General features: G+C 70.9%; 27 protein-coding genes and 1 tRNA gene. 21 read left to right on the top strand and 7 right to left on the bottom strand.

The genetic code is table 11. The features are described 5' to 3' along the window. Positions 1 to 13 precede the first annotated feature (13 nt). The 16 genes from OHB00_RS19220 to OHB00_RS19145 all read left to right on the top strand — a co-directional run bounded on the left by OHB00_RS19220 (position 14) and on the right by OHB00_RS19145 (position 15,992). Positions 14 to 1,471 carry an FAD-dependent monooxygenase gene (locus OHB00_RS19220; RefSeq protein ID WP_406436119.1) on the top strand — a complete coding sequence of 486 codons (1,458 nt, stop codon included), beginning with the start codon at positions 14 to 16 and terminating at the stop codon, positions 1,469 to 1,471. Between the two features lie 148 nt (positions 1,472 to 1,619). Then, positions 1,620 to 1,949 carry a TcmI family type II polyketide cyclase gene (locus tag OHB00_RS19215; RefSeq protein ID WP_406436118.1) on the top strand — a complete coding sequence of 110 codons (330 nt, stop codon included), beginning with the start codon at positions 1,620 to 1,622 and terminating at the stop codon, positions 1,947 to 1,949. Continuing rightward, positions 1,946 to 3,220, top strand: a complete 1,275-nt coding sequence (locus OHB00_RS19210; RefSeq protein ID WP_406436117.1) for a beta-ketoacyl-[acyl-carrier-protein] synthase family protein — start codon at positions 1,946 to 1,948, stop codon at positions 3,218 to 3,220. Before OHB00_RS19215 ends, OHB00_RS19210 begins: the two co-directional genes overlap by 4 nt. Then, on the top strand, positions 3,217 to 4,425 hold the full coding sequence (locus tag OHB00_RS19205) for a ketosynthase chain-length factor (RefSeq protein WP_406436116.1): 1,209 nt from the start codon (positions 3,217 to 3,219) through the stop codon (positions 4,423 to 4,425). The genes OHB00_RS19210 and OHB00_RS19205 overlap by 4 nt, the downstream gene beginning before the upstream one ends. A 305-nt stretch (positions 4,426 to 4,730) precedes the next feature. Continuing rightward, positions 4,731 to 5,003, top strand: a complete 273-nt coding sequence (locus tag OHB00_RS19200; RefSeq protein ID WP_406436115.1) for an acyl carrier protein — start codon at positions 4,731 to 4,733, stop codon at positions 5,001 to 5,003. A 90-nt stretch (positions 5,004 to 5,093) separates the two neighbouring features. Further along, the gene (gene fabG / locus OHB00_RS19195; protein WP_406436114.1) at positions 5,094 to 5,879 is read left to right on the top strand and encodes a 3-oxoacyl-ACP reductase FabG; all 786 of its coding nucleotides are present in this window, start codon (positions 5,094 to 5,096) and stop codon (positions 5,877 to 5,879) included. 29 nt (positions 5,880 to 5,908) lie between these two features. After that, a complete protein-coding gene (locus tag OHB00_RS19190; protein ID WP_406436113.1) occupies positions 5,909 to 6,847 on the top strand; it encodes an aromatase/cyclase in 939 nt (312 codons plus the stop codon). A gap of 3 nt (positions 6,848 to 6,850) precedes the next feature. After that, on the top strand, positions 6,851 to 9,115 hold the full coding sequence (locus OHB00_RS19185; protein WP_406436112.1) for an SDR family oxidoreductase: 2,265 nt from the start codon (positions 6,851 to 6,853) through the stop codon (positions 9,113 to 9,115). Between the two features lie 4 nt (positions 9,116 to 9,119). Next, a complete protein-coding gene (locus OHB00_RS19180; RefSeq protein ID WP_406436111.1) occupies positions 9,120 to 10,730 on the top strand; it encodes an MFS transporter in 1,611 nt (536 codons plus the stop codon). A gap of 2 nt (positions 10,731 to 10,732) precedes the next feature. After that, positions 10,733 to 11,188, top strand: a complete 456-nt coding sequence (locus tag OHB00_RS19175; RefSeq protein WP_406436110.1) for an acyl carrier protein — start codon at positions 10,733 to 10,735, stop codon at positions 11,186 to 11,188. 8 nt (positions 11,189 to 11,196) lie between these two features. Next, positions 11,197 to 12,039: a 4'-phosphopantetheinyl transferase family protein gene (locus OHB00_RS19170; RefSeq protein WP_406436109.1), complete on the top strand. Its 843-nt coding sequence runs from the start codon at positions 11,197 to 11,199 to the stop codon at positions 12,037 to 12,039. A 102-nt stretch (positions 12,040 to 12,141) separates the two neighbouring features. Continuing rightward, positions 12,142 to 13,653 (top strand): acyl-CoA carboxylase subunit beta, encoded by a 1,512-nt coding sequence (locus OHB00_RS19165; RefSeq protein WP_406445866.1) that lies wholly within the window; start codon positions 12,142 to 12,144, stop codon positions 13,651 to 13,653. Beyond that, complete coding sequence (locus tag OHB00_RS19160; RefSeq protein ID WP_406436108.1) at positions 13,650 to 13,895, top strand: acyl-CoA carboxylase subunit epsilon; 246 nt, start codon at positions 13,650 to 13,652, stop codon at positions 13,893 to 13,895. Before OHB00_RS19165 ends, OHB00_RS19160 begins: the two co-directional genes overlap by 4 nt. Positions 13,896 to 14,309: 414 nt before the next feature. After that, on the top strand, positions 14,310 to 14,885 hold the full coding sequence (locus OHB00_RS19155) for a nuclear transport factor 2 family protein (protein WP_406436107.1): 576 nt from the start codon (positions 14,310 to 14,312) through the stop codon (positions 14,883 to 14,885). Between the two features lie 4 nt (positions 14,886 to 14,889). Next, positions 14,890 to 15,198 (top strand): acyl carrier protein, encoded by a 309-nt coding sequence (locus tag OHB00_RS19150; protein ID WP_406436106.1) that lies wholly within the window; start codon positions 14,890 to 14,892, stop codon positions 15,196 to 15,198. A gap of 146 nt (positions 15,199 to 15,344) precedes the next feature. After that, positions 15,345 to 15,992, top strand: a complete 648-nt coding sequence (locus OHB00_RS19145) for a TetR/AcrR family transcriptional regulator (RefSeq protein ID WP_406436105.1) — start codon at positions 15,345 to 15,347, stop codon at positions 15,990 to 15,992. A 621-nt stretch (positions 15,993 to 16,613) separates the two neighbouring features. On the opposite strand, the gene OHB00_RS19140 is transcribed toward OHB00_RS19145, so the two are convergent. Next, positions 16,614 to 16,689 (bottom strand) — tRNA-Arg (locus OHB00_RS19140). Between the two features lie 209 nt (positions 16,690 to 16,898). On the opposite strand from OHB00_RS19140, the gene OHB00_RS19135 reads away from it, so the two are divergent. After that, positions 16,899 to 17,795 carry a DUF5655 domain-containing protein gene (locus OHB00_RS19135; protein WP_406436104.1) on the top strand — a complete coding sequence of 299 codons (897 nt, stop codon included), beginning with the start codon at positions 16,899 to 16,901 and terminating at the stop codon, positions 17,793 to 17,795. A 360-nt stretch (positions 17,796 to 18,155) separates the two neighbouring features. Here OHB00_RS19135 and OHB00_RS19130 read toward each other — a convergent pair whose 3' ends face one another. The 6 genes from OHB00_RS19130 to OHB00_RS19105 all read right to left on the bottom strand — a co-directional run bounded on the left by OHB00_RS19130 (position 18,156) and on the right by OHB00_RS19105 (position 22,789). Continuing rightward, a complete protein-coding gene (locus tag OHB00_RS19130; protein WP_406436103.1) occupies positions 18,156 to 18,893 on the bottom strand; it encodes a class I SAM-dependent methyltransferase in 738 nt (245 codons plus the stop codon). Between the two features lie 61 nt (positions 18,894 to 18,954). Next, the gene (locus tag OHB00_RS19125) at positions 18,955 to 20,349 is read right to left on the bottom strand and encodes a hypothetical protein (protein WP_406436102.1); all 1,395 of its coding nucleotides are present in this window, start codon (positions 20,347 to 20,349) and stop codon (positions 18,955 to 18,957) included. 2 nt (positions 20,350 to 20,351) lie between these two features. Further along, positions 20,352 to 21,116, bottom strand: coding sequence for a hypothetical protein (locus OHB00_RS19120; RefSeq protein WP_406436101.1), 765 nt, complete (start codon positions 21,114 to 21,116; stop codon positions 20,352 to 20,354). A 39-nt stretch (positions 21,117 to 21,155) separates the two neighbouring features. Next, positions 21,156 to 21,740: a hypothetical protein gene (locus OHB00_RS19115; RefSeq protein WP_406436100.1), complete on the bottom strand. Its 585-nt coding sequence runs from the start codon at positions 21,738 to 21,740 to the stop codon at positions 21,156 to 21,158. 158 nt (positions 21,741 to 21,898) lie between these two features. After that, on the bottom strand, positions 21,899 to 22,198 hold the full coding sequence (locus tag OHB00_RS19110; RefSeq protein ID WP_406436099.1) for a hypothetical protein: 300 nt from the start codon (positions 22,196 to 22,198) through the stop codon (positions 21,899 to 21,901). An 81-nt stretch (positions 22,199 to 22,279) separates the two neighbouring features. Next, positions 22,280 to 22,789 carry a nucleoside-diphosphate kinase gene (locus OHB00_RS19105; protein WP_406436098.1) on the bottom strand — a complete coding sequence of 170 codons (510 nt, stop codon included), beginning with the start codon at positions 22,787 to 22,789 and terminating at the stop codon, positions 22,280 to 22,282. A gap of 406 nt (positions 22,790 to 23,195) precedes the next feature. On the opposite strand from OHB00_RS19105, the gene OHB00_RS19100 reads away from it, so the two are divergent. From OHB00_RS19100 to OHB00_RS19085, 4 genes are read left to right on the top strand one after another with little or no spacing between them, the layout of a single operon-like run. Continuing rightward, on the top strand, positions 23,196 to 23,855 hold the full coding sequence (locus OHB00_RS19100; RefSeq protein WP_406445864.1) for an NUDIX hydrolase: 660 nt from the start codon (positions 23,196 to 23,198) through the stop codon (positions 23,853 to 23,855). Next, complete coding sequence (locus OHB00_RS19095) at positions 23,852 to 24,265, top strand: NUDIX hydrolase (RefSeq protein WP_406436097.1); 414 nt, start codon at positions 23,852 to 23,854, stop codon at positions 24,263 to 24,265. The genes OHB00_RS19100 and OHB00_RS19095 overlap by 4 nt, the downstream gene beginning before the upstream one ends. A gap of 57 nt (positions 24,266 to 24,322) precedes the next feature. Continuing rightward, the gene (locus OHB00_RS19090; protein WP_406436096.1) at positions 24,323 to 25,765 is read left to right on the top strand and encodes a DNA phosphorothioation-associated putative methyltransferase; all 1,443 of its coding nucleotides are present in this window, start codon (positions 24,323 to 24,325) and stop codon (positions 25,763 to 25,765) included. Positions 25,766 to 25,824: 59 nt separating this feature from the next. Next, positions 25,825 to 26,676, top strand: a complete 852-nt coding sequence (locus OHB00_RS19085; RefSeq protein WP_406436095.1) for a hypothetical protein — start codon at positions 25,825 to 25,827, stop codon at positions 26,674 to 26,676. Positions 26,677 to 26,784 lie beyond the last annotated feature (108 nt).

Here is a 26,784-nt window from a genome sequence, read left to right as displayed (position 1 = left end):
TCCGAGGAGTGTCATGGACGCACAAGTCATCGTCGTGGGCGCCGGGCCGGCCGGCATGATGCTCGCGGGCGAGCTACGGCTCGCGGGCGCCGACGTCATCGTCCTGGAGAAGCTGCCCGCGCGCACCGGAGAGTCGCGCGGCCTCGGCTTCACCGCCCGCACCATGGAGGTCTTCGACCAGCGCGGACTGCTGCCCCGCTTCGGGGACATCGAGGTCAGCAACGTGGGCCACTTCGGCGGCCTGCCGGTCGACTTCGGTGTCCTCGACGGCGCGCACCAGGCTGCCAAAACGATCCCGCAGTCGGTCACCGAGACCGTCCTGGAGGAGTGGGCCGGCCGGCTCGGCGCGGACATCCGGCGCCGGCACGAGGTGCTGTCCGTCAAGGAGAAGGAGGACAGCGTCGAGGTCGAGGTGCGCGGGCCCGAGGGGGTGCACCGGCTGCGCGCCGAGTACCTCGTGGGGTGCGACGGCGGCCGCTCGACCATCCGCAAGGCCGCCGGGTTCGACTTCCCGGGGACACCGTCGACGCTGGAGATGTACCTCGCCGACGTGCGCGGCATCGAGCTGGAGCCCCGGATGATCGGGGAGACCCTGCCCGGCGGGATGGTCATGGTCGGGCCGCTGCCCGGCGGCATCACCCGGCTGATCATCTGTGAGCGCGGCACCCCGCCGCAGCGCCGCGACAAGCCGCCGACCTGGGCGGAGGCCGCGGCCGCCTGGCAGCGGCTGACCGGCGACGACATCTCGCACGCCGAGGCGGTGTGGGTCTCGTCCTTCGGCGACGGCACCCGCCTGGTCACCGAGTACCGGCGGGGCCGGATCCTGCTCGCCGGCGACTCCGCGCACATCCATCTGCCGGCCGGCGGGCAGGGCATGAACACCAGCGTCCAGGACGCCGCGAACCTCGGCTGGAAGCTGGGTGCGGTGGTGCGGGGGCGGGCGCCGGAGACGCTGCTCGACACCTACCACGACGAACGGCACCCGGTCGGGGAGCGGCTGATGATGAACACCCGGGCGCAGGGGCTGCTGTTCCTGTCCGGCCCCGAGGTGCAGCCGCTGCGCGACGTGCTGACCGAGCTGATCCGGTATCCGGAGGTCAGCAGACATCTGGCGGCGATGGTGTCCGGACTGGAGATCCACTACGACGTCGACGGGGGCGGCCATCCGCTGCTGGGCCGACGGTTGCCGAACGTGCCGCTCGCCGGGCACAAGCGGGTGGCCTCCAGCACGGAGGCGCTGCGCGCCGGGCGGGGCGTGCTGCTCGACCTCGCCGACAACGCGAGGCTGCGGGAGCGGGCCTGGGCGTGGCGGGACCGGGTGGATGTCGTCACGGCGGTGCCGGCCGACGGTGTGCTGGAGGGTACGTCCGCGGTGCTGGTGAGGCCGGACGGATATGTGGCGTGGGCGGCGCCGGGCAGTCACGCGGATCTGCCGATGGCACTTGAGCGGTGGTTCGGGCCCGCTCGCTGAGGGCGCCGCCGAGAGTGCCGGGTCGTGTCGTCGTGCGGCCGCCTCGCCGGCGTGGCTGGTCGCGCCCACGCGGCGGCAGCCGCAAATCAATTGCAGCCCCGCGCCCCTGAAGGGGCGCTTTCGCTGGACCCTCTTGAGGAGTGAACCCATGCACAGCACTCTGATCGTCGCCCGGATGGAACCGGGTAGCAGTGCCGAAGTCGCCCGGCTGTTCGGGGAGTTCGACCGGACCGAGATGCCGCATCTGATGGGCACCCGGCGCCGTGAGCTCTTCGCCTACCGCGGGCTGTACTTCCACCTTCAGCACTTCGACACGGACAACGGCGGTGAGCTGATCGAGGAGGCCAAGAGCGACCCGCGGTTCATGCGGATCAGCGAGGACCTCAAGCCGTTCATCCAGGCGTACGACCCCGCCACCTGGCGGTCTCCCGCCGACGCGGTCGCCACGCGCTTCTACGACTGGGAGGGCCGGGCGTGAACGCCAGGCGAGTGGTCATCACCGGGGTCGGTGTCATCGCCCCCGGCGGTGTCGGCACCAAGAACTTCTGGAACCTGCTCAGCGAGGGCCGCACCGCGACCCGCGGCATCACCTTCTTCGACCCGTCCTCCTTCCGGTCCCGGGTCGCCGCCGAGGTCGACTTCGACCCGGAGGAGCACGGGCTGAGCCCGCAGGAGATACGGCGGATGGACCGGGCGGCGCAGCTGGCCGTCGTCAGCGCACGGGAGGCCCTCGCCGACAGCGGGCTCGACCTGTCCGGCGCCGACCCCTACCGGGTCGGGGTCAGCATCGGCAGCGCGGTCGGCGCGACCATGGGCCTCGACCAGGAGTACCGGGTGGTCAGCGACGGCGGCCGGCTCGACCTCGTCGACCACACCTACGCCGTCCCGCACCTCTACAACTACCTGGTGCCCAGCTCGTTCGCGGCGGAGGTGGCCTGGGCGGTGGGCGCGGAGGGCGCGGCCACGGTCGTGTCCACCGGGTGCACGTCCGGGCTGGACTCCGTGGGCCACGCCGTCGAGCTGATCCGTGAGGGCTCGGCCTGCGCGATGATCGCCGGCGCCACCGACGCGCCGATCTCCCCGATCACCCTGGCCTGCTTCGACGCCATCAAGGCCACCACCCCGCGCAACGACGACCCCGAGCACGCCTCCCGCCCCTTCGACGGCACCCGCAACGGATTCGTGCTGGGGGAGGGGTCGGCCGTCTTCGTCCTTGAGGAGCTGGAGGCGGCGCGGGCGCGCGGGGCGCACATCTACGCCGAGATCGCCGGGTACGCCTCCCGCTGCAACGCCTTCCACATGACCGGGCTGCGGCCCGACGGCGCGGAGATGGCCGAGGCCATCACGGTCGCCCTCGACGAGGCGCACCTCAACCCCGAGGCCGTCGACTACATCAACGCGCACGGCTCCGGCACCAAGCAGAACGACCGGCACGAGACCGCCGCGTTCAAGAAGAGCCTCGGCGACCACGCCTACCGGACCCCGGTCTCCTCGATCAAGTCGATGGTCGGGCACTCGCTCGGCGCGATCGGCTCCATCGAGATCGCCGCGTCCGTCCTCGCCATGGAGCACAACGTCGTGCCCCCGACGGCCAACCTGCACACCCCCGACCCCGAGTGCGACCTGGACTACGTGCCGCTCACCGCCCGTGAGCACCGCACCGACGCGGTGCTCACCGTGGGCAGCGGGTTCGGCGGCTTCCAGAGCGCGATGGTGCTCGCCCGACCGGAGAGGAGCGCGGCCGCATGACTACGCGGACCGTGGTGACCGGGCTCGGCGTCGCCGCGCCCAACGGCCTTGGCACGACCGACTACTGGGCCGCCGCCCGGGCCGGGAAGAGCGGGATCGGCCGCATCACGCGGTTCGACCCGTCCGGCTATCCGGCGAAGCTGGCCGGTGAGGTGCCCGGGTTCAGCGCCGGGGAGCATCTGCCCAGCCGGCTGCTCGCGCAGACCGACCACATGACCCGCCTCGCGCTCGTCGCGACGGACTGGGCGCTGGCCGACGCGGACGTCAACCCTGCCGACCTGCCGGCCTACGACATGGGTGTCGTCACCGCCAGCTCCTCCGGCGGCTTCGAGTTCGGGCAGGGCGAGCTGCAGAAGCTGTGGAGCCAGGGCAGCCAGTTCGTCTCGGCATACCAGTCGTTCGCCTGGTTCTACGCCGTCAACAGCGGCCAGATCTCCATCCGCAACGGGATGAAGGGGCCGAGCGGGGTCGTCGTCTCCGACCAGGCGGGCGGCCTTGAGGCCCTGGCGCACGCGCGCCGGCAGATCCGCAAGGGGACACAGCTCATCGTCTCCGGGGCGATCGACGCGTCCATCTGCCCGTGGGGGTGGGTGGCACAGCTCGCCAGCGACCGGCTGTCCACGTCGGAGGAACCGGACCGGTCCTACCTGCCGTTCGACTCCGCGGCGGCCGGGCACGTGGCCGGCGAGGGCGGGGCGATCCTGATCCTGGAGGCCGAGGAGACGGCGGTACGGCGGGGCGCCCGGGTGTACGGGGAGATCGCCGGGTACGGCGCGACGTTCGACCCGGCGCCGGGGACCGGCCGACCGCCGGGGCTGCGCAAGGCGATCGAGCTGGCCCTCGCGGACGCCGGCGCCGACGCGGCCGACGTGGACGTCGTGTTCGCCGACGCGGCGGCCGTGCCGGAGCTGGACCGGGTGGAGGCGGACGCGCTGAGCGACGTGTTCGGGCCGCACGGCGTGCCGGTGACCGCGCCGAAGACGATGACGGGGCGGCTGTACTCGGGTGCGGCGCCGCTGGACGTGGCGACGGCGCTGCTGGCCGTGCGGGACGGGGTGGTGCCGGCGACGGTGAACGTCTCGCCGGAGGCGGGATACGACCTCGACCTGGTGGTGGGCGAGCCGCGCCTGACCGAGGTACGGACGGCGTTGGTGCTGGCGCGGGGGTATGCCGGGTTCAACTCCGCGATGGTTGTTCGGGCGTAGGGGGCGGCCTTGTGTCGCGGTCCGGCCGCGGGCCGGTGGGGGCTGATCGCGCAGTTCCCCGCGCCCCTGACGGGGTGCTGCACAGCCGCGTCCTACATAGCTGCGGGCAGTCGTGCCGCTGGGGCGGCACGGGTGGGCGCGGCGGCACCCTGCCAGCGCCGGTAAGCGCTCCCACCCCCGGCCCCAGCCCACCCGACCTCACCCCCCCAAAGACCCGCCCGTCCTCCCGGCCCCCTTCATCTCTCCCACGCCCGGGGCCGGGCAGGGCGGGCGTTCCCATTCGTAGTCGTGAAAGGAAGATCACCGTGGCCACTCAGTCCTTCACCCTGGACGACCTCAAGCGGATCCTGCTGGAGGCCGCCGGTGCCGATGAGAGCGTCGATCTGGACGGAGACATCCTCGACACCGACTTCGAGGAGCTCAGCTACGAGTCCCTCGCCATCCTGGAGACCTGCGGGCGCATCGAGCGGGAGTACGACATCACGCTGGACGACACCGTGGTGACCGAGGCCAGGACGCCCCGTGAGCTGCTCGCCCTGGTCAACACCCAGCTCGGTGACGTCGCCGCCGCGGCCTGACCTCTCTCCCGTTCCCCCACCCCGGCCGCCGGCGACCGCCCTGACCGGGCGCCGGCGGCCTCCCCATGCCCCTGAAAGGGAGCTGCAGACATGTCCGAACAGCAGCAGAGGGTCGCCCTGGTCTCCGGGGCCACCAGCGGAATCGGTCTCGCCACGGCGCGGCTGCTGGCCCAGCAGGGCCACCGCGTCTTCATCGGCTCCCGCGACGCCGGGAACGTCGAGCGGACCGTCAAGGAACTGCGCGAGGAGGGGCTCGACGTCGACGGTACGACCCTCGACGTGCGGTCCGCGCTGTCCATCGAGAACTTCGTGCGGGCCGCCGTGGAGCGGTACGGCACCGTCGACGTGCTCGTCAACAACGCCGGCCGGTCCGGCGGCGGGGTCACCGCCGACATCGACGACGAGCTCTGGTACGACGTCGTCGAGACCAACCTCAACAGCGTCTTCCGCCTCACCCGCGCCGCGCTCACCACCGGCGGCATGCGGGACAAGAGCCGGGGTCGGATCATCAGCATCGCGTCCACGGCCGGGAAGCAGGGCGTCGTGCTCGGGGCGCCGTACTCCGCCTCCAAGCACGGGGTGGTCGGGTTCACGAAGGCTCTCGGCAACGAACTGGCCCCGACCGGCATCACCGTCAACGCCGTCTGCCCGGGGTACGTGGAGACGCCCATGGCGCAGCGGGTGCGCGCCGGTTACGCCGCCGCCTACGACACCAGCGAGGACGCCATCCTCGACAAGTTCACCGCGAAGATCCCGCTCGGCCGCTATTCGACCCCGGACGAGGTCGCCGGCCTGGTCGGCTACCTCGCCTCCGACACCGCCGCCTCCATCACCGCACAGGCACTCAACGTCTGCGGCGGCCTCGGCAACTTCTGAAAACCCCGGCACCCTCTAGGAGTTCACCCATGTCCGAGCCGAAGGAAGTCGAGCACGAGATCACGATCTCGGCGCCGGCCGCCGAGGTCTACCGGCTGATCGCCGACGTGGCCAACTGGCCGCGGATCTTCCCGCCGACCATCTACGTCGACCACCTGGAGCGCTCCGGGAACGAGGAGCTGATCGGCATCTGGGCCACCGCCAACGGCCAGGCCAAGAACTGGACCTCGCGCCGCGTGCTGGACCCCGAGGGCCTGCGGATCACCTTCCGGCAGACCGTCTCCACCCCGCCCGTCGCGAGCATGGGCGGCACCTGGATCATCGAGCCGGCCGGCGAGGGGACCTCGCGCGTGCGGCTGCTGCACGACTACACCGCGGTCGACGACGACCCGGCCGGGCTCGCCTGGATCGACGAGGCCGTCGACCGCAACTCCCGCTCCGAGCTGGCCGCCCTCAAGGTCAACGTCGAACTCGCCACCAGCTCGGCGCAGTTGACGTTCTCCTTCGAGGACACCGTCCGGGTCGACGGTGCCGCCAAGGACCTCTACGACTTCGTCAACGAGGCCGACCGCTGGTCCGAGCGGCTCCCGCACGTGGCGACCGTCCGGCTCTCCGAGGACACCCCGGGCCTGCAGACCCTGGAGATGGACACCCGCGCCAGGGACGGCTCCACGCACACCACCAAGTCGTACCGGGTCTGCCTGGACGGCCGGAAGATCGCCTACAAGCAGACCACCCTGCCGGCCCTGATGAACCTGCACACCGGCTACTGGACCTTCCGCGAGACCGACGAGGGCACCTTCGCCTCCTCGCAGCACACCGTCGTGCTGCGCCCCGAGAACATCGAGAAGATCCTGGGCCCGCAGGCCGGCGTCGCCGAGGCCCGCGAGTACGTGCAGGGCGCGCTGAGCACCAACAGCCGCGCCACCCTGAACCACGCCAAGGCGTACGCCGAGGCGAGGCGCTGACCCGTGGCCGGTGCCGACGCGGTCGACACGCACGTCCTGGTGGTCGGCGCCGGACCCGTCGGGCTGATGCTCGCCGGGGAACTGCGCCTCGGCGGCGCCGACGTGACCGTCCTGGAACGGCTGGCCGCCCCGACGACGGAGTCCCGGGCGTCCACCCTGCACGCCCGGACGATGGAACTGCTGCGGCAACGCGGCCTGCTGGACGGGCCCGGCGGCTTCGCCGACCCCGGGCCGCCGCCGAACGAGCCCCGCGGCCACTTCGGCGGCCTCCCGCTCGACCTCACCCTGCCCAGCAGCCACCCCGGCCAGTGGAAGGTCCCGCAGACCCGCACCGAGGAACTCCTCGGCGCCTGGGCCGAGCGGCTCGGCGCGCCGGTGCTACGGGGCCACGAGGTCCTGGAACTGGCGCAGGAGCAGGACCACGTCCGGGTCTTCGCAGAACACCACGGCACCCGCCGTGAGTTCACGGCCCGCTACGTCGTCGGCTGCGACGGCGAGCGGTCGGCCGTCCGGCGCCTCGCGGGCATCGGCTTCCCCGGCAACGACGCCGAACGGGAGCTGATCCGCGCCGACGTCGACGGCATCGACATCCCGAACCGGCGCTTCGAACGGCGGCCGAACGGGCTCGCCATCGCCGCCCGGCGCGGGGACGGCGTCACCCGGGTGATGGTCCACCGCTTCGGCACCCCGCCGCGCGCGGGCGAGGCCGGCTTCGCCGACATCGTCAGCGCCTGGCGGGACGTCACCGGCGAGGACATCGCCCATGGCACCCCCCTGTGGGTGAACGCCTTCGGCGACGCCTCCCGGCAGGCCGAGCGCTACCGCGCGGGCCGGGTGCTGCTCGCCGGTGACGCGGCCCACCAGCAGATGCCGATCGGCGGCCAGGCCCTCAACCTCGGTCTCCAGGATGCCGTGAACCTCGGCTGGAAGCTCGCGGCCACCGCCCTCGGCCGGGCCCCGGCCGGGCTGCTGGACACCTACCACGAGGAACGGCACGCCGTCGGCCGCCGCGTCCTGTCCGACATCCGCGCCCAGGCCCGGCTGCTGCTCGGCGGACCCGAGGTGGAGTCGCTGCGCTCGGTCGTCGGCGAACTCACGTCGTACGAGACCGTCCGGGCGCACCTCGCCGGGATGATCAGCGGCCTCGACGTGCGGTACGGGGCCGCCGAGGGCGACGAGGCCGCGCTCGCCGGCGCGCGGCTGCCCGAGACGCGGCTCGACTCGGGGGTGACCACGGCCGAACTGCTCGGCTCGGCCCGCGGGTTGCTGCTCGTGACCGACCCCGCGCTCGCCGGGGCGGCGCAGGACAGGTCGGCGTCCGTCGACACCGTCGTCACCCGCCCCACCGGGCCCCTCGCGGGCCACGCCGCCGTGCTCGTACGGCCGGACGGCTACATCGCCTGGGCCGGCGACGCGGCGGACGGCCTGCGCTCGGCCCTCGGCCGCTGGTTCGCACCCGACCCGCGCCCCTCCCACACACCACAACCAACCGTCAGGAGAAGGAAGATGGGCAACCTGACCGGAAAGACCGCGCTCGTCACCGGCGCCAGCCGGGGCATGGGCCGGGCCACCGCCGAACGGCTGGCCGCCGACGGCGCGCTGGTCGCCGTGCACTACGGCACCGGTGCGGAGGCCGCCGCCGAGGTGGTCGCCGGGATCGAGAAGGACGGCGGGCGGGCGTTCGCCGTCGGGGCCGAACTGGGCACGCCCGGCGACGTCCACGAGCTGTTCCTCGCGCTGGAGGCGGGACTCAAGGAGCGCACCGGCGAGACCGAGCTGAACATCCTGGTCAACAACGCGGGGGTGATGGGCGGGGTCAAGGCCGAGGACACCACCCCGGAGCAGTTCGACCGGATCTTCGCCGTCAACGCCCGGGCGCCGTTCTTCGTCATCCAGCGGGCGCTCGCCAACATGCCCGACGGCGGCCGGATCGTGAACATCTCCTCCGGCCTGACCCGGTTCGCCAACCCCGACGAGATCGCCTACGCCATGAGCAAGGGAGCCGTGGAGCAACTGGCGCTCCACTTCGCCAAGTTGCTGGGACCGCGCGGGATCACCGTCAACAGCGTCGCGCCGGGCATCACCCGCAACGGCAACCCGCTGTTCGACATCCCCGAGGCCGTCGAGGCCATGTCCGCGCTGTCCGCCTTCAACCGCGTCGGCGAACCGCAGGACGTCGCCGACGTGATCGCCTTCCTCGTCTCCGACGACGCCCGCTGGGTCACCGGCTCCTTCGTCGACGCGAGTGGCGGCACGCTCCTCGGGTGACGCGGTGACCAGGACCCTTCCGGCACCGGTCGCGGCCGGCCCGGACGAGCGGTTCGGTCCCCGGCTGTGGGGGCTGCTGCTCGTCCTCGCCGGCAACATGCTCATCGACGCGCTGGAGGTCTCCGTGGCGGTGGTGGCGCTGCCCGCCATCGGCACGGACCTGGGGCAGCCGCCGACGGTCACCCAGTGGGCGATGACCGGCTTCGCGGCCGGCTTCGGCGGCCTGCTCCTCTTCGGCGCCCGCGTGGTCACCCTCCTCGGGCGCCGCCGCGTCTACCTGGCAGCGCTCCTCGCCTTCGCGGCCGCCTCCGTCCTCAGCGCCCTCGCCCACGACCCCTGGCTCCTCCTGGCCACCCGCCTGACCAAGGGCTTCTGCGCGGCCCTCACCGCTCCCACCGGTCTCGCCATCATCACCTCCACCTTCCCGGAGGGCCGCCCCCGCTCCCGAGCCGTCTCCGTCTACACCCTCTTCGGCGCCGGCGGCTTCACGGCGGGTCTGCTCCTCTCGGGCTGGCTGACAGAAACCTCCTGGCGCTGGGCCTTCGCCTTTCCGGCCCCGGTCGTGCTGCTGCTGTTCGCGTGCGGGCTGCGGCTGATACCGGGGGAGGAGACCGGCCCGAGCGCTCCAAGAGGGGGCGCGGCGAGCGCCCCGCAGGGGTTGAGCGTTCTGAATGGGGATGCGGCGAGCGCCCCGAAGGGGCGCGGGGCTGTATCGGATATGCGGCTACCGCCGCGTGGGCGCGACCAGCCCCCACGGCGCCGCGGCCGAACGACGACCCGGCACTTCGGCATCCCCAGCGCTCTCACCCTTCTGGGAGCCCTCCTGGCCCTCGTCCAAGGCGTCACCCAATTCCCGACCCACGGCTGGAGCGACCCGAGAGCCGTCGGGCCGCTCTGCACTGCTGCCCTGCTCCTGCTGGCCTTCCGGCAGATCGAGCGCCGGTCCCCGGCTCCCCTCCTTGACATCGGCCCGCTGCGCAGCAACCCCGCCCTGATCCGCTCCGCCGCCGGCGCCGCCTGTCTCAACGGCTCGTACCTGGGCCTCCTGTTCGTCCTGACGTACCAGACCCAGACCCTCGCCGGCTGGTCCCCGCTCCACACGGCGCTCGCCCTGCTCCCGGCCGCCGCACCCCCGGCGCTCACCGCACTGGCCTCCGGCCGCCTGGTCGCCAGGTTCGGCGCTCCTCGCCTCATCGTGGCCGGCGCCGCCTGCGCCTTCGCGGGCACTCTGCTCCAACTGCGGCCACATGCATGGCCGTTGGACTACCCGGGCCGGATGCTCCCGACGCTTCTCCTCATCGGCGCCGCCTTCGTGCTCTCCTTCGCCGCACTCAACATGCAGGCGATGTCCCGCCTCACCCCCGCCGACCGGCTCACCGGCAGCGGCCTCTACCAGACGGCAGTACAGCTCGCCGCGCTCGTCGCGGTCGCGCTCGTCGCCGCCCTGCTCGCCGCCCACGCGCCGGCGCCCGGCGCCGGTCCGGCCGCCGCGGCCGCCGCCTGCCGGCCGGCCCTGACCCTGGTCGCCGCCCTCGGCTTCCTGGGCCTGCTCGTCGGCCTCACCGGCCTGATCCGCACCCCACCCCCACCCTCCTCACTCCACCACGGGGAATGACCATGGACCAGACAACCCAGACCTGGGTCTTCGACGACCTGGACGACGAACTCGACGACCTCGACTACGAGTTCGAGCGAGACCAGATCATCGAGGTGGTGCCGCCCAGCCTCGCGCACCTCGCCGCCGTCGGCCTCACCGAACGCACCCGGCTCATCGACGCCTACGTCCGCGGCGAACTCGCCCGGGTGCTGCGGGTGGCCCCGGAGAGCATCGACACCGTGGGCCGCCCGATGAACAGCCTGGGCATCGGGTCCATCACCGGCCTCGAACTCCAGCGCCGGATGGAGGCCGCGCTCCGCGTCGACGTCAACCTCAACCGGCTGCTGCGCGCCAACAGCGCCGCCGAACTGGTCGACTGCCTCGCCGGACAGCTCGGCCCGGAGGACAGCCCGCACAAGCACGCCGGCCGGGACGAGCACCACCTGGTCGCGCACGACGTGCCGAGCCCGAGGTGATCGGGGAGATGCCGGTCCTGGAGTTCGGGGCGGCCACCCTCGCCGCCGAGCCGAGACTGCCCGCCGCCGGGCAGCTGGACGTCTGGCTGGTCCGCCGGGCCGCCCTGGAGACCGCGGCCGAACTGCTCGACCTGTCCGAGCTGAGCGAGCCGGAGCGCCGGCGGACCGCGTCCTTCGTCCGGCCCGCGGACGGGGTGACGTACGCCTCCGCGCATGTCGCCCTGCGCCGGCTGCTCGGCGCCTATCTGGGGCTGGCCCCGCAGGACGTGCCGTTCGTGCGGGAGCCCTGCCCGGGCTGCGCCGAGCCGCACGGCCGGCCGGCGGTCGCCCACCCCGACCCACTGCTGCACTTCTCGCTCGCGCACAGCCACGGCATGGCCCTGGTCGCCGTCTCCCGTACGGTCGTCGGCGCCGACGTGGAGCGGCTGCCGCGCGCCGAGACCGTCGAGGTCTGCACCCCGGCGCTGCACCCGGGGGAGCAGGCGGAGCTGGCGGCGCTCGCGGACGCCGGGGAGCGGCGCGCGGCCTTCGGGCGGCTGTGGACCCGCAAGGAGGCCTACCTCAAGGCGCTCGGCACCGGGCTCTCCCGCGACCCCGGCCACGACTACCTGGGCGCCGACCCGCACCGCAGGCCGGCCGGCTGGACGCTCCTCGACCTGCCGTCCGGGCCCCGGCACAACGCGGCCGTCGCGGTGCGCGGCGGGGCGCCCGACCGGGTCACCGTGCGCTGGGTGCCGCCGGCCGCGCTGTACGCGGGCGAGACGGTCGACCTGGACGCCGGCGGGACGGTGGGCGTGCCCGTAGCCGTGTCCGTGGGTGTGACCACCCGAGTATCCGACTGGGGAGCGTGACCCGCCATGTCACTCGAACAGCAGACCGGCCGCCCGAGCCTGCACGACCGTGAGCACCGCGGTCAGTGGACCGCCGCCGAGCGCATCGAGGAGCTCGGCCTGATGAAGGAGGCCGCCCGGCACGGCGACCCCCTCGCCACCGAGCGCCAGCACGCCAAGGGCAAGCTCACCGCGTACGAACGTATCGAACTCCTGCTCGACGAGGGGTCCTTCAACGAGGTCGAGATGCTTCGCCGGCACCGCGCCACCGGCTTCGGCCTGGAGAAGAAGCGGCCGTACACCGACGGGGTGATCACCGGCTGGGGCACGGTCCACGGCCGTACCGTCTTCGTCTACGCGCATGACTTCCGCATCTTCGGCGGCGCCCTCGGCGAGGCCCATGCCCAGAAGATCCACAAGATCATGGACATGGCCATCGCGGCGGGCGCGCCCCTGGTGTCGCTCAACGACGGCGCCGGCGCCCGGATCCAGGAGGGCGTCTCGGCGCTCGCCGGCTACGGCGGCATCTTCCAGCGCAACACCCGCGCCTCCGGGGTGATCCCGCAGATCAGCGTGATGCTCGGACCGTGCGCGGGCGGTGCCGCCTACTCGCCCGCCCTGACCGACTTCGTCTTCATGGTGCGGGACATCTCCCAGATGTTCATCACCGGCCCGGACGTGGTGAAGGCGGTGACCGGCGAGGAGATCACCCAGAACGACCTCGGCGGCGCCGACGTCCACGCCGGCGCCTCCGGCGTGGCCCACTTCGCCTACGACGACGTGCGCAGCTGCCTGGAGGACGTACGGCACCTGCTCTCACTGCTGCCGTCCAACAACCGCGACCTGCCGCCCCGTTCGGCGACCACCGACCCGGCCGACCGCCGTACCGACCGCGTGGTGGAACTGGTCCCGGACGACCCCGGGCGGGTCTACGACATCCGGACCGTCATCGAGGAGATCGTCGACGACGGCGACTACTTCGAGATCCAGCCCGGCTGGGCCACCAACGTGGTGTGCGCGCTGTCCCGGCTGGACGGCGAGGTCGTCGGCCTGGTCGCCAGCCAGCCGGCCTCGTTCGCGGGGGTGCTGGACATAGACGCCAGTGAAAAGGCGGCGCGGTTCGTGCAGTTCTGCGACGCCTTCAACATCCCGCTGGTCACCCTGATCGACGTGCCGGGCTTCCTGCCGGGCGTGGACCAGGAGCACAACGGCATCATCCGGCGCGGCGCCAAGCTGCTCTACGCGTACTGCAACGCCACCGTGCCGCGGATCTCCCTGGTGCTGCGCAAGGCCTACGGCGGCGCGTACATCGTCATGGACTCCCGGTCCATCGGCACCGACCTCGCCCTCGCCTGGCCGTCCAACGAGATCGCCGTGATGGGCGCCGAGGGCGCCGCGAACGTCATCTTCCGCCGGGAGATCGCCGCCGCGGACGACCCCGAGTCCACCCGCGCGCAGAAGATCAAGGAGTACCAGGCGGAGCTGATGCACCCCTACTACGCGGCCGAGCGCGGCCTGATCGACGACGTCATCGACCCGCGCGAGACCCGCTCCACCCTGATCCGCGCCCTCGCGATGCTCCGCAGCAAGCAGGCCGACCTGCCGTGCCGCAAGCACGGCAACCCGCCGCAGTGAGCGCGCCGGAGAGCCCGGGCGGTGCGGACGGCGCGCTGGTCATCAGGGTCGTGAAGGGGCAGGCGAGCGCCGCCGAGCTCGCCGCCCTCACCACCGTCCTGCTCGCCCGCGCGGCCGCCCTGGCCGCGGTGGACCCCTGCCCCCTGGACCCCCGCCCGGTGGCCGGCTGGCGCCGCCCGGAACGCCTCGCCACCCACCGCGACCCCCGAGGCTGGCGCATCACCGGCGGCCGCGCGGCGTGACCGCGCCCGGGTGCGCGACCGCCGACACCAGGACCGGCTGACCGGAGTCCGTGCGGCATCACCGACGACCGTGCGGCCACACCGATGACCAAGTGGCAACACCGGTGGCCGTGCGGCGACCGTTCCCGTCGGCCGGCGTCACCGTTGGCTGTGCGGCGACCGTTCCCGTCGGCCGGCGTCACCGTTGGCTGTGCGGCGATCGGTTGGCCGTCGGCCGGCGTCGCCGTTGGCCGTGCGGCGACCGGTTGTCGTCGGCCGGCGTCACGGTTGGCTGTGCGGCGATCGGTCGCCGTCGGCCGGCGTCGCCGTTGGCTGTGCGGTGTGACCGTCGGCGATGAGCTGTCCGACCGGCGGCCGTGCGGTCCGGTCGGCCCCCTTGACCGAATCCCCGACCGAATCGGAGTCACGGACCCCATGACCTCCCCGTCCCTCGACCGTGCCGACACGATCTCCGCCCTGCGCTCCGAACTAGACTCCCTGCGCGCCGAGTTCGCGGCCCTCGCCGACCGTGCGGCGGTCGCCGAACTGATCGACCGCTACATCACCCTGCTCGACACCCAGGACGACCACGGCTTCGACCCCGCCTGGCCGGCCACGGTCTTCACCCCGGACTGCCGCCTGGAGTTCCCGGTCGGCACCGTCGAGGGCCGCGACCGGGCCGCCGCCTTCCACCACGACCGCAAGTCCCGCTTCGCCCGCACCCACCACCTGGCCGCCAACTACGGCATCCAGGTGTCGGGGGACACCGCCAGGATCCGCGTCCACCTCATCGCGTCCCATGTGCACCACGAGGACGGCCCGGACCCGGACGGCCGCTTCGACATCGGCGGCTACAGCGAGGGCGAGGCGGTCCGCACCCCGGACGGCTGGCGGCTGCACCGCTGGCGGTTCCGGCTGCTGTGGTCCGACGGCGCCGGCCCCCGCCCCGGCCCCGACCCCCGCGAACTGCGCAGCTCCCAGCCCCGACCACGCCAGACGAAAGGACGATGAGACCGTGTCAGGCACACGTACCACCGCGCTGAACCTGGGCGCCCTGCGCGAGACCGCCGGCGACGACCGCCGGCGCGCGTTCGAGGCGTTCATCTGCCGGAACCTCGCCCAGCACCTGGACATCCCCCCGGCCCACCGCATCGCCCGCAACCGCCCCCTCTACACCCAGGGCATCGACTCCCTCACCGCGCTGACCCTCCAGCGCACCCTGGAAACGGCCCTGAACATCCCGGTGCCGGCCCATCACCTGCTGCGCGAGCAGTCGGTGGGCGAACTGGCCGCGACCCTGAGCGAACTGGTCGACCGGACCTGAGCCCCGGACGGCGCCACCGGTGGCCGTGCTCGTCCCACCGGTGGCCCCCGGCGTCCGGGGCTTCTGACAACGTTGTCCGACCTCTTCCGCCGCGCATGCCAGAATGAGGGCGCCCACCGCCCGTCCGGTCTCCATCGAGGTTGTCCGTGTCCCAGCCCGTCGGCCGCGTGCCGCAGCGTCGCAACGCACGGTCCAACCGGGCGCGGATCCTGGCCACCGCCCGCCAGGAACTGGGCCGTAACCCCGACACCACCCTGGAGGAACTCGCCCGCGCCTCCGGTGTCGTACGGCGCACGCTCTTCGGGCACTTCCCGGGGCGGGCCGCGCTCCTGGAGGCGCTGGCCGAGGAGGCCGCCGAGACGCTCCGGGCCGCCGTGGCGCGCGGAGCGGGGCCTGCGGAGCCGGCCGAACGGGCCCTCGCGCGCTTCTCCCTGTCGATATGGCCGGTGGGCGACCGCTACCGGCTGCTGCTGGCCCTCGCCCACCGGGACCTGGGCGCCGAACGCGTCGCCGAGGTCCTCGCACCCGCCCGGGTCCGGGCCGCTGCCATCGTGGAGCGCGGGCAGCGGGACGGCGTCTTCCACCCGCACCTGCCGCCCGCCGTGCTCGGCGCCGCCCTGGAGGGCATGACCATCGCCCTGCTGGAGGAGGTCAACACCGGCGAGTTCGAGGACGACGGCACCCGCACGGCCGTCGCCACGCTCATCGCGGCCGGTGTTCCGGAGGAACGGGCACGTACCGTCGTCGGCGAGATCGCCGCCGAGGCCGTGCCGGAGGGTCCCGCCGAGGCCTGAACCACGTGCTCCCGCGCCGCAGGCGCCTCGTGGGCTCCGTCCGGAGTCCCTGGCATGCCGCGGGCGCGGTCCCGGCGTGACCGGGCGGGAGACGGCGGGCGCCTGACGGCGGCCACTGGACGCCGCTGGGCGGGGCGTGTGAGTTCTTCGAGCGGATTGCGGCGGTATTGGTATTCGAGAGGGATGCCGAACGGGTGATGGGCCTCTCGTCCGGAAAATGAGTCACCAGGCCGCGGAGGCCGCGGAACGAATGCGCACCGGGCGCCGCGGGGCGTGTGGGGTCCGTTCGGACCGCAGGAATGCCGATCGGGAATTCCGGGTCCGTGCGACCGGCGATCCGGGTGCTCTGCCGGAGCGAATCCGGGCCTCGAACCGGCTGCCGGGACTCCGTGCCGACCTGCGGCAACTTGCCCGCACTCGCCCGGGGTTGACGCCGGGAAGGCCGTCGGCCCTATGGCTGGCGGGTCGGGGACCGGCCATTTTTCTGGTCGGCCGTCCGCTCGTATTTCGAGCCATGGACGAGGGGCCGCTGCCTTCTTTTCCCCCGGCTCGAACAGGATTCCGCCGACTCGGCCGCCGTGCTGACCTGGGGCTGCGCCGCGAATGGGCGGGACTCTCGGGTGGCGCCCCCGGCAGGACTCGAACCTGCGGCCAAGCGCTTAGAAGGCACGTGCTCTATCCACTGAGCTACGGGGGCTGACCTGCATAAACGCAGCTTCCTTGCGCTGTCCCCCGGGGCCCGGGGGACACATGGGGGAATCGTAGATTCCCGGTGGCCGGGGGACGCGTGCGTTCTCCGGCCAGGCTGTACGTACGATCTCACACTATCTTCGCGCCTCCGTAGCCTCTCGCGGAAACAATCCCGCACCCCTCGGCGTTGATGATCTCTGAGCCGAGGAGGGGAAGGTGTCGGGCCTGAAGCTGTTCCGCACGGATATAACGAAGGGCGGGGTGACCGAGGTTACGCCGCGGCTTGCTGAGGTCGAGGCAGATGTGCAGGGTCTCGTCGAAGCGCACATGGAGACGCTGCTGGGGGTGCGGTTCCTGGCGAGCGAGTACGGCACGGGGCCGGTTCACGGGGGTCGGATCGATTCGCTCGGGCTGGACGAGAACGGTTCGCCGGTCATTGTCGAGTACAAGCGCGGTGTCGACGCCGGCGTCATCAACCAGGGCCTGTTCTACCTGGCGTGGCTGATGGACCATCGCGCTGAGTTCGAGCACCTGGTCCGCGACCGGCTCGGGGTGACGGCCGCGGACCAGGTCCTGTGGAGCGGACCGCGGCTGATCTGTATCGCCGGCGACTTCACGCGCTATGACGTGCATGCCGTGCGTGAGCACCGGCGGTCGATCGACCTGGTCCGCTACCGCCTCTTCGGCAGCGACCTGCTCGGGCTTGAGACCGTGGCGTCTGTGAGCGGCGGCATGCAGGTGGGCCGCTGGGCGCGTCACCCGGCGGTTGCCCGGGCGGCGGCCGACCTCCAGGGCGAGTCGATGGTGGAGTTGGCGGGCGCGGTCGACGAGGTCCTGCTCGGGCTCGGGGACGGTGTGAACCGTGTCGAGCGCAAGCAGTACCGGGCCTATCAGCGGCTGCGGAACTTTGCCTGCCTCTGCCCGCCGCAGCGCAGCAAGCTGCTGGTCTACCTGAAGGCTGATCCGAAGAACGTCGACCTCATTCCAGGCTTCACCCGTGACGTGTCCGGTCTCGGTCACCACGGTACGGGTGATCTGGAGGTGCAGCTGCGTACGCCAAAGGACGTGGAGCGGGCGCAGGATCTGTTCCGGGCCAGCTACGCGGCGGCGTGATCGCCTGCCGGCCTCTGGCTGCTCTGTGGTCGTGGGGCGGTGCCTTTCGACGTGCGGGCAGGGCGTGGCGGTGGACTACCAATGATGCGCGGGATCGCCGGTTTGGCTAACCGGCGATCCCGCGCTATGTTGCGCGCCGACTCCATGGCCGCGCGATGCGCTGAGTGGCATGGCTACACCAGCATCACTCGTAGGTCTGGTGAGCCTTTGCGCCGTGTGGTGACTCTGGCGGTGGCGCGGATACAACGTGCCCCCTCCCGGCTCAGATCGGCGGAGGGCTCAGCGTCGGAGGAGTCTCGTGGCGTGTTGGGATGGCCAATGTGGGGTGTCCCAGTCTTCGCCGACTGCCGCGATGGGGCGCTACTTCGTCGCGATGACGTACACGCTGCCCCACCGGCGCTTCGGGTTGGCCATGGCGGGGTCGAACGTCCAGGGTTCGACGGTGGCGAAGCCGGCCTCAGTGAAGAGTTGGACGAGCTTGTCGTGGTCGTAGGCCCACAGGTGCGGGGTGTACTTGGGGTTGTCGTCCTGGTCTCGGAATACGAGGTTGACGAGATCGAGCCGCGTGTTGATGTCATTGCGGCAGTCGCGTTTGCCGTACCAGCGGTCGATCATTTCGTCCGAGGCGGACAGCGGGCCGGGGTACTGGCGCAGGGCGAAGGCGGCGTCGGGGACGCCGGTGATGATCCGGCCGCCCGGCACGAGGACCCGGTACGCCTCTCGGGCGTAGTGCTTGGCCGAGAGTGGGTAGTCGATGTGCTCCAGGAAGTGCTCGGAGAAGATCTCGTTGGCGCTGTCGTCCTGGAGAGGGATGCCTTCTCGGACGTCCCAGAGGAGGTCGGCTGGCGGGACGGCGTCGATGTTGAAGAAGCCGTCAATGCGGTGGGCTCCGCCGCCGATCTGCACCTTGGCAGGCTTGTCGTCGATGCGGCCACTGGGCCAGGCGCGTCGGCTGGCGTGGTGGTAGCGGTGGAGTTCGATCTCCTTGGCGGCGGCCCGGAGCGTGCGGGCGAGGCCGTGGGTGGTGGCGGGGTCAGCGAGGACGGCGTTGATCTGCTCGCCGAGGAGGCCGATGGAGGGCATGCCGGAGGGACTCATCACGGATCTCCTGCGTGTGAGGTTGCGCGGTGTGGGGTGGGCCGCTGATGGCGGCAATACATCAGGCGACGCTGGGCGCGGGGGCGGTCCACTGGTTGTTGCGCATAAGGGTGTACTTGATGTCCACCAGCCGCGGGGCGATGGTCAACTCGAGCTCCTCGGCTGGCTGAAGGTGGCCGGCATCGTCCTGCTCGGCGCGCCATACGCGGTAGTCGAGGTTGGGGTAGGCCGGGTTGATGCCGATCTCGCCCTTGGGCATCGTGCCGTTGAACGGGGCGACGATGTCCATGTGGTTCCAGTAATTCCAGGCTTGTAGCGCCTTGTGCTGGTCGAAGTAGAAGTAGAAGTCGGGGTAGCGGCCGAAGGTGCGCAGTTCCCGGTGGATCAGGTGGCCGAGCAGGGGTCCGAGCTGGGAGGAGAGAGAGTCGAACTCCCAGCGCGTGTGGTGCCAGGCTTCGGGGACCTCGCCGGGTGCGAAGAGGCGGGCTGCGGCCAGGTAGCTGATCCGTTCGACCAGGTACGCGCTGGCGTGGGTGGTATCGATGGTCGGGTCGACTCGGTGGATGAGCGCGGACAGCTGCTTCGGGCGGGGGCGGAACCTCGCGAGGTCGAACTTGCCGGCCATGGTGGGGAAGGAGGCGAACAACATCTCCTTGTAAAGCCAGTTGTTCAGCTCGCCGAGCTCAGCCAGGCGTCGGGTGTGGTGCGAGGTCGAGTGGAGCATCAGGTACTCGGCGACGGCTTCGAAGTACAGGTAGCCGAGGATCGGCAGGCGGGGGATCGTCTCGTCGAGCAGCTTGAGGAACGGATCGGCGTCGACCTTGGTGCCCTGGTAGGCGACGGCGGCAGCGGTGGCGAGGAACGCGGCGGAGTTCTTGACCCGGCTGACGACGGTCTCGCGCAGTTGGTGCCGTTCGTTCTTGCTCAGCAGGTATTCGAGGTGGCTGTAGATCTGCAGGTGGATGAGGCCCAGCCGCAAGTAGTCCACGCCGGCGAGCCCGCGGTACGCCTGAGGCGGGGTGTCGATCTCGAAGATCAGCGGGGTGGGGACGCGGTCGGTGACGCCGAGCTTGGCCAGGAAAGCCGGTGCTTCCTTGGCCAGGACGTAGGCGCCCAGGTTATGCATGCGAAAGCCCTGGTCGGACGCGGTAAGCGGCGCGCAGTAGATGCTTCCGACGAGGCAGCCGCCCGACGGGTAGAGCACACCCTGTCGGCTGATCTCCTCCAGGGCGTGGGTGACGTGCAGCAGGTGCAGCTTGTCGTTGCCGCTCAGGGCCTCGAAGAGGGCGTTCTGCCGTAGCAGGTGGCCGTTCGGAGTGTCCTCGGTGAGCCGTCTGTCCCAGGCCGCGGCCCGGGTGGCAAGCGGGTCGGTGTGGTCGGCGGGGCTGGGGATGAGGTTGGAGTCGAAGAAGGCGTGGGCGTCGGCCCACAGGTGGTAGGCGTCGAGGAAGTCCATGGTCAGAGCAGGCCCTTCTCGGCGAACGCGTATCGCACGGCCGCGGTGCCGCTGGCCCCGGCGAGGTGGGCCCGCTCAGAGACGAGGACCAGGTCGAAGGCGAGGTCGCGTAACCGGTCGAAGGTGGCCTCGCGGACGTACCGGGCGTCCGGCCACCACTTCAGCTTCGGCAGACGGTAGCGGTCCAGGGCATCGGCGGCCTTGACCACGTCGGTGATGCGCTCGGCCCGGGCGTGGTCGGCCTTGTCGTCCGCGGTGAACGCTTCGTACGGGATGTCGTGCAGGCGGATGGCGGTGGCCGCCTGCACGATCCGCCGGGGTGTCGCGGTGAGGCCGAAGTGGCCCCAGACGGTGTCGGCGTTCGCAGCGAGCCAGATGGCCGCGCGGGCGCCATGTCCGCGGTCGTCCTGGTCGTGGCGCCGCTGGCAGTCGTGGATGGCGGCGGCGAGGATCGCGGTGGCGGCGTCGGCGTCGTCGAGGCCGTTCGCGTCGGCGAGGATGGCGGCGAGCGCCGCCGTCCTCATGGCGTGCCGGACTCCGTGGAGTGAGGTGTACAGGCGCGGGTCTGCCCACCATCGGGTGGGCAGACCGCCGTGCGCGAGCAGCTCCTTCGACTGCGGGCGCAAGGCTGGCTGTGGCGCCGGTGGGAGGTCGGGCCTGTGGTCGCTGATCCACGCGACGGTGGCGTGATCCATGTGCTGGTGGAGCGGGAGCTGCCCTTGGGCGGCCAGGTCGATCAGACTTGCGGGCAACGGGGTCGTGCTCATTCGTGCCCACCCCCTTGGTGGTCTCCGCGGTGATGTTGACTACCGGATCGGCGCGGCCTGCTGCTCGCGCTCTTTGCGCTCCTTCTCGGCGGCCTCGAAGGCTGCGGTGAAGTCCGTCAGCTCCTGCTCCGTCATCAAGGTCACGCCGAGCGCCGTGGCGACGTCTGTGATCTTGGCCTCCGCCTCGGCGCGGGCGGCGTCCGGGGCGCCGTCCTCCAACAGGACCTCGAACTCGGCGTGGTAACCCCACGCCTCACTCCACTTGACGGCGATCTCGACGCCGTCGAAGCGGAAGTTGTGACGGAAGTTGAACGCCTCGTGCATCGCCGTCTCGAACCCCAGGGCGTTGAACACCTTCACTGCGGCGGGAACGTCGGTGGGGGCGATGGCGAACTCGGTCTCAGCGAAGGCCGCGCCCTGCCCGATCTTGCTCCCCTTGAGGGTGATCTTGGCGGTGCCGGCAGCGGTGTTGTCGGTGACCTTCAGGAGCTGGTCGGGGAGCACGTAGAAGTAGATGTGCTTGTCGTCGGGGCCCAAGTCCTCCCCGTCCGCCTTCAGACGGGCGACGAGCTGGTCGTGGAACTCCTTGGTGAAGCGGGCTCGCATCTCGATCTCGACGGCCACGGGGCTGCTGCCTCCTCGTTTCAGGCATGGCGAAGCCAGCCGGACCCTGCCGTCTGGGGGCCTGTCCGGTCGGGCGATCGCTATGGGGTTGGTGGTCGAACGCGGGGTGATGCGGCAGATGCGGACCCGGCCGCATCACCCCTGTGGATCGGTGGGTGTCAGCCGAGGGCGCCGAAGCGCTCCTGGACGACACCTGAGTGCAGGTAGGTCGGCAGCTGGACGCCTCCCACCGACGTGCGGCCGGTGGCGACCTGCTCCTCAGTCTCGCTGGGGAAGCCCTCCAGCAGACGGAGGCACTGCTCGGCCCACTCACGCGACGCGGGCCAGTCGCCCAGGTCGCGGTGGCGCACTGCCAGGGCGTACGCGGTTTCGGTAGCCGACCACAGGTCGCTCGCCAGCTCACGCTGGAAGATCGACTCCAGCTCGTCGGTGGAGGCCAGGCGGGTCTGGTTGGTCATGGTGCCCTCTCGGTTCAGACGGGTCGTGCCCCAGTGGTGATCAACGCGACGGCGTCCCCGCAGTGACGCCGTGACCCGCCGCTAGTACGTGTAGATCTCGGCCAGCGTCTTGTAGTCCTGCAGCTCGCCTTTGTCGAACCACAGCTCCACCTCCTGCTTGGCCTCCTCCGCGTTGCCGGAGGCGTGCACGAGGTTCGCGACCGCCTTGCCAGAGGCGATGCTGGCCGCGGCGCTGTAGTGCGAGAAGTCGCCCCGCACCGTGCCGGCCGGGGCCTGGTTCGGGTACGTGCTGCCGACGATCTTGCGGACGGTGGCAATGGCGTCGAAGCCCTCTAGCACCAAGGCGATGACCGGGCCCTGCTGCATGAACCTCGACGTGACGTTGTAGACCTCCGAGCCCAGCCGTTCCTCAAGGTCGAAGTAGTGCCGGCGGGTGAACTCCTCGTCCATCCACTTCATCTTGGTGCCGACGATCTTCAGTGCGGCGTCCTCGAACCGCGTGATGATCCTTCCTGCCAGGCCACGCGCCAGCGCATCGGGCTTGAGCAGGACGAGCGTGCGCTCGACAGTGTGTGCCTGAACCTCGGGCATTGACTCCCTTTCGCCTTGCTAGCAAACGAACATGACGGACGATCAGCCGTCACCTTCTGAGGTTACCGGCGCTGGCAGGGCGGTTCGGGCCTGCGTGCGATGCCAAGGACGGGTGAACGCCGGCAATGGTGTCGACGCCTAGTTGACCGAGAGGTCCGATTCAGCCAACCTCGCTGCCCCTGCTATTTGATGGGGGTACGCACCTAGAATCTCCCTGTGGTCGGCTGGCGCTCTCGCGCCTCTCACGTGCCTTCCAGGGACTGAGCCCTCAGCGAGTGGTATCTGGCCCCTGGTGACTCCGATTCTCCCGGGGCTCCTCTCGCGCGACCATGAAGTGCCAGTGCAGTGGGAGTGCATTTTCGGCGTGCGGGTTTCTGCACCGGAGCGGCGACGAGAGGCCAGTCTTGTGGACGTGATAGAGCACTGGAGCGGCCGCTACGCCTGCCTGCTGCAGTCCGCCCTTCGGCTCGGAAACGAGCAGTTCGCGGCGCATCTGGGGATAGCCGTGAGGACTGTGGCCGCCTGGCACTCCGATGCGTCTGTCGTGCCGCGTAGGGAGATGCAGCGACTTCTCGACACGGCCTATGAGCGGGCTCCTGCGGCTGCGCGACAGCGCTTCGCACTCTCGCTGGCGAGGGAACGGGCCCCCGCGGACTCGACGCCGCCGGGCGCGCAGGCGCTGCGGGTGGCCATCGCCGTGGTGGTCCGCGACAGCGATGTCCTGCTTGTGTGCCGGCGGGACGACGACGTTGCCGGTATCACATGGCAGTTCCCGGCCGGGGTCATCAAGCCGGGAGGCAAGGCGGAGACCACCACCGTGCGGGAGACCTTGGACGAGACCGGTGTCCACTGCGCAGTCCGCCAGCACCTCGGCAATCGGATTCACCCCGTGACCGGCGTGCTGTGCGAGTACTTCCTCTGCGAGTACCTGACGGGCGAGGCCACCAACAGCGACGCTGTCGAGAACATCGACGTCATGTGGGTCCCGAGAAAGTCGGTGCCCCGGTTCATCCCCATCGATACGATCTTCCCACCCATTCTGGCTGTCCTGGAGGAGCAGACGTGACGCAGCAGAACGCGGAGGAACGACCGGGCATCGCCGCGGCCATCGTCGTCCACGAGGGGCGCGTGCTCATGGTCCGCCGCCGGGTCAGCGAGGGGCAGCTCTCCTGGCAGTTCCCGGCTGGTGAGGTCGAGCCCGGCGAGGCGCGTGAGGACGCCGCCGTGCGGGAGACCCGGGAGGAGACTGGCCTGGACGTGGCCGCCGTGAAGCTGCTCGGCGAGCGGGTCCATCCGAAGACGGGCCGGCTGATGTCGTACACGGCCTGCGAGGCGATGGGCGGCACCGCCCACGTAGCCGACACCGAGGAGTTGGACGAGCTCGCTTGGGTCGCTCATGACGAGATCCCGCAGTACGTGCCGTACGGGTTGTTCGAGCCGGTGCAGGAGTACCTCGACGCAGCCCTGACTACCTGAGCACGTAGAGTCCGGTGCTGTCGCATGCTGGCCTGTCCGTGGAATCAGGGGACGCCGATGACACAGCAGCTTTGGAGCAGCCAGAGGCATCAGACCGCGATCGGCCGAGTCGGCCTCTCGCTGCCGGCTCGTCGCGCCGTTGGCGACCTCCAGCTGGAACCCGACGCGGGAGTACTGGACTACGGGTGCGGACGTGGCGGCGATGTACGGGCACTGCAGCACCTCGGCCTCGATGCCGCGGGGTGGGACCCAGTCCACTTCCCGGACGGGCGGCGTGAGCCGGCCGAGGTGGTCCTTCTCACCTACGTCCTGAACGTCATTGAGAATCCCGCCGAACGACGCGAGACCCTCCTACGAGCCTGGGACCTCGCTAAATCGGTGCTGGTCGTGTCCGCGCGGTTGAAGTGGGAGCGCAACCAGATCAAAGGTGCGGAGTACGGCGACGGCATTCTCACGCAGCGCCGCACCTTCCAGCGCCTCTACGCCGCTGGCGAGCTGCGCGACTACGTCGAGGAGGCCACCGGCGTCCGCTGCGTGTCGGCGTCGCCCGGCATCGTTTACGCGTTCAAGGACGATGCGGCCCGCCTGAGTTACCTCGCCCGACAGGTCGCTCCTGACGGGGGGTGGCTGGCGTCCGAGGACACCGCCTCGGCTATCAGCTCGGTCGTCGCTCATTTCGAACAGCGCGGCAGGATGCCTCAGCTGGAGGAAATGCCGCAGCCGATCATCAGCCTCCTTGGCCACCTGCGCCCCGCTGAACTCAAGCGCCTTGCCGAGCAGGAAGCCGATCCCGCGAAGGTAGAACGAAGCGCCGAGCGCGGAGCCCTCGACACACTGCAGTTCCTCGCGCTGGAGCTGTTTCACGGCCGAGGCCCGGTCAGTAGCCTGCCCCTGCCGGTTCAACTGGACATCCGCGCCTTCTTCCCGTCGTACACCGAGGCGTGCCACCGCGCGGATCGGCTGCTGTTCAAACTGCGCGACGACGCCTACGTCCGCCGGGCGATGAACGGATCGATCGCCGGCAAGTTCACCGCGACCGCTCTGTACGTTCACCGCCGCGCACTCCATCGGATCCCGGCCGTGCTGCGCCTGTACGAGCAGTGCGCGAGCATTGCCGCCGGCCGTCCTGGCGAGTGGTCTGTCGTCAAGCTCCGCCATCAGGGCCGCGGGGTCAGCTGGCTCGACTATCCCGAGTTCGACGCGGATCCCCACCCGCGAATCGCGGCCTCGTACGCCGTCGACCTGAAGACCCTCAAGTCCTCCTTCACCTCGTACGCGGACTCCACCAACCGTCCCCTGCTGCACCGAAAGCACGAGTTCCTTGCCGAGGATGATCCCGACGCACCCAAGTACCGGAGGCTCACGGACGCCGAGGTCCGCGCCGGTCTTTACGAGAGCCCGCACCTGATCGGCACAGAAGAGGGATGGGAGCGCGAACTCGTTCGCTGCGAGCGGGAGTTGCGCGGCCACAGGCTCGTACGGCGCACCACCAGCACCTGAGCCTCGCTCCGGCTCTCGGCACCGCAGTGATTGTCAGTGCCGTGTGCCACGCTCCACCCATGACCACCACCCGGATGGAGGGCTCCTGCCTGCCCTCATACCGAACGCTGTCCACCCTCGCGCTGTCCGAGCCCGAGGACCATGTCCGTGAACTCACCGACTGGGTGGAGCATGCCTCCGCCGTCACAGGAGCCCCCGGGGCGCAGAACGGCTGGGACACGGCCTACAAGTGGCTGCGTCTCGCCCAGGGCCTGCGCACGGTGACGTTCGACATGTCCTACGACGACGGCGGCATGTGCTCAGCGGGTCTCGACTTCGACGCCGTCTGGACCGAGATGATGGAGGAGTGGCAGCAGCACCAGGTCCGTCTCGGCTACCTGCGCGCAGCACTCGAAGGATTCGTCCGGCTGCTGCACCCGGACACCATGGAGCCTGGGCTCGCCGTCGAGGCCGCTGAGCAGCGGCTGCAACAACACCCCGACACATGGCCTGTGCACTCGCATGCGGTCGCCGACCATCTGTGGACGCATGCCCCGGACGGCGTGCAGGGCGCTGGCACGCCGGTGGCGGCAGCGGTGACTCAGGCGATTGCCCTGCACGAGATGGCGGTCCGGGGCCATGCGCCCATCCCCGAGCCGGGCAGTGACGCGGACGGGAAGGTCTTTCCCACGGGGCACACCGAGGTCTGCACGGTCAAGGAAGCCTCCACGGTGCTGCTGTTGGGGATGCAGCTGCTGATGGCGGCAGCGGTGAAGGAAGACCGTGTCGCCGTCTTCGACGACAAGTACCTTCTCGACGGCATGTGGATTCCCGACTCCGCAGGCGGCAGCCGATGGGTGGACGAAGAAATGCCCTACGGCGAATACTTGGCCGTCCTCCACCTCCAGCCCGGCGAGCCGCCCGAGCTCTGATTCCGGCACCTGCAGTGCCCTGTGGCGGCCACGTCGGCATCCCAGGGGCAAAAGATGGGTGGGGCCCGAAGCCATAGCTTCGGGCCCCACCCATCGCGGCCTGCCCGG

Origin of the sequence: Streptomyces sp. NBC_00631, assembly GCF_045206895.1 — a bacterium.
In the GTDB taxonomy this organism is placed as follows: domain Bacteria; phylum Actinomycetota; class Actinomycetes; order Streptomycetales; family Streptomycetaceae; genus Streptomyces.
This window is presented reverse-complemented; position numbering and strand designations above follow the sequence as displayed.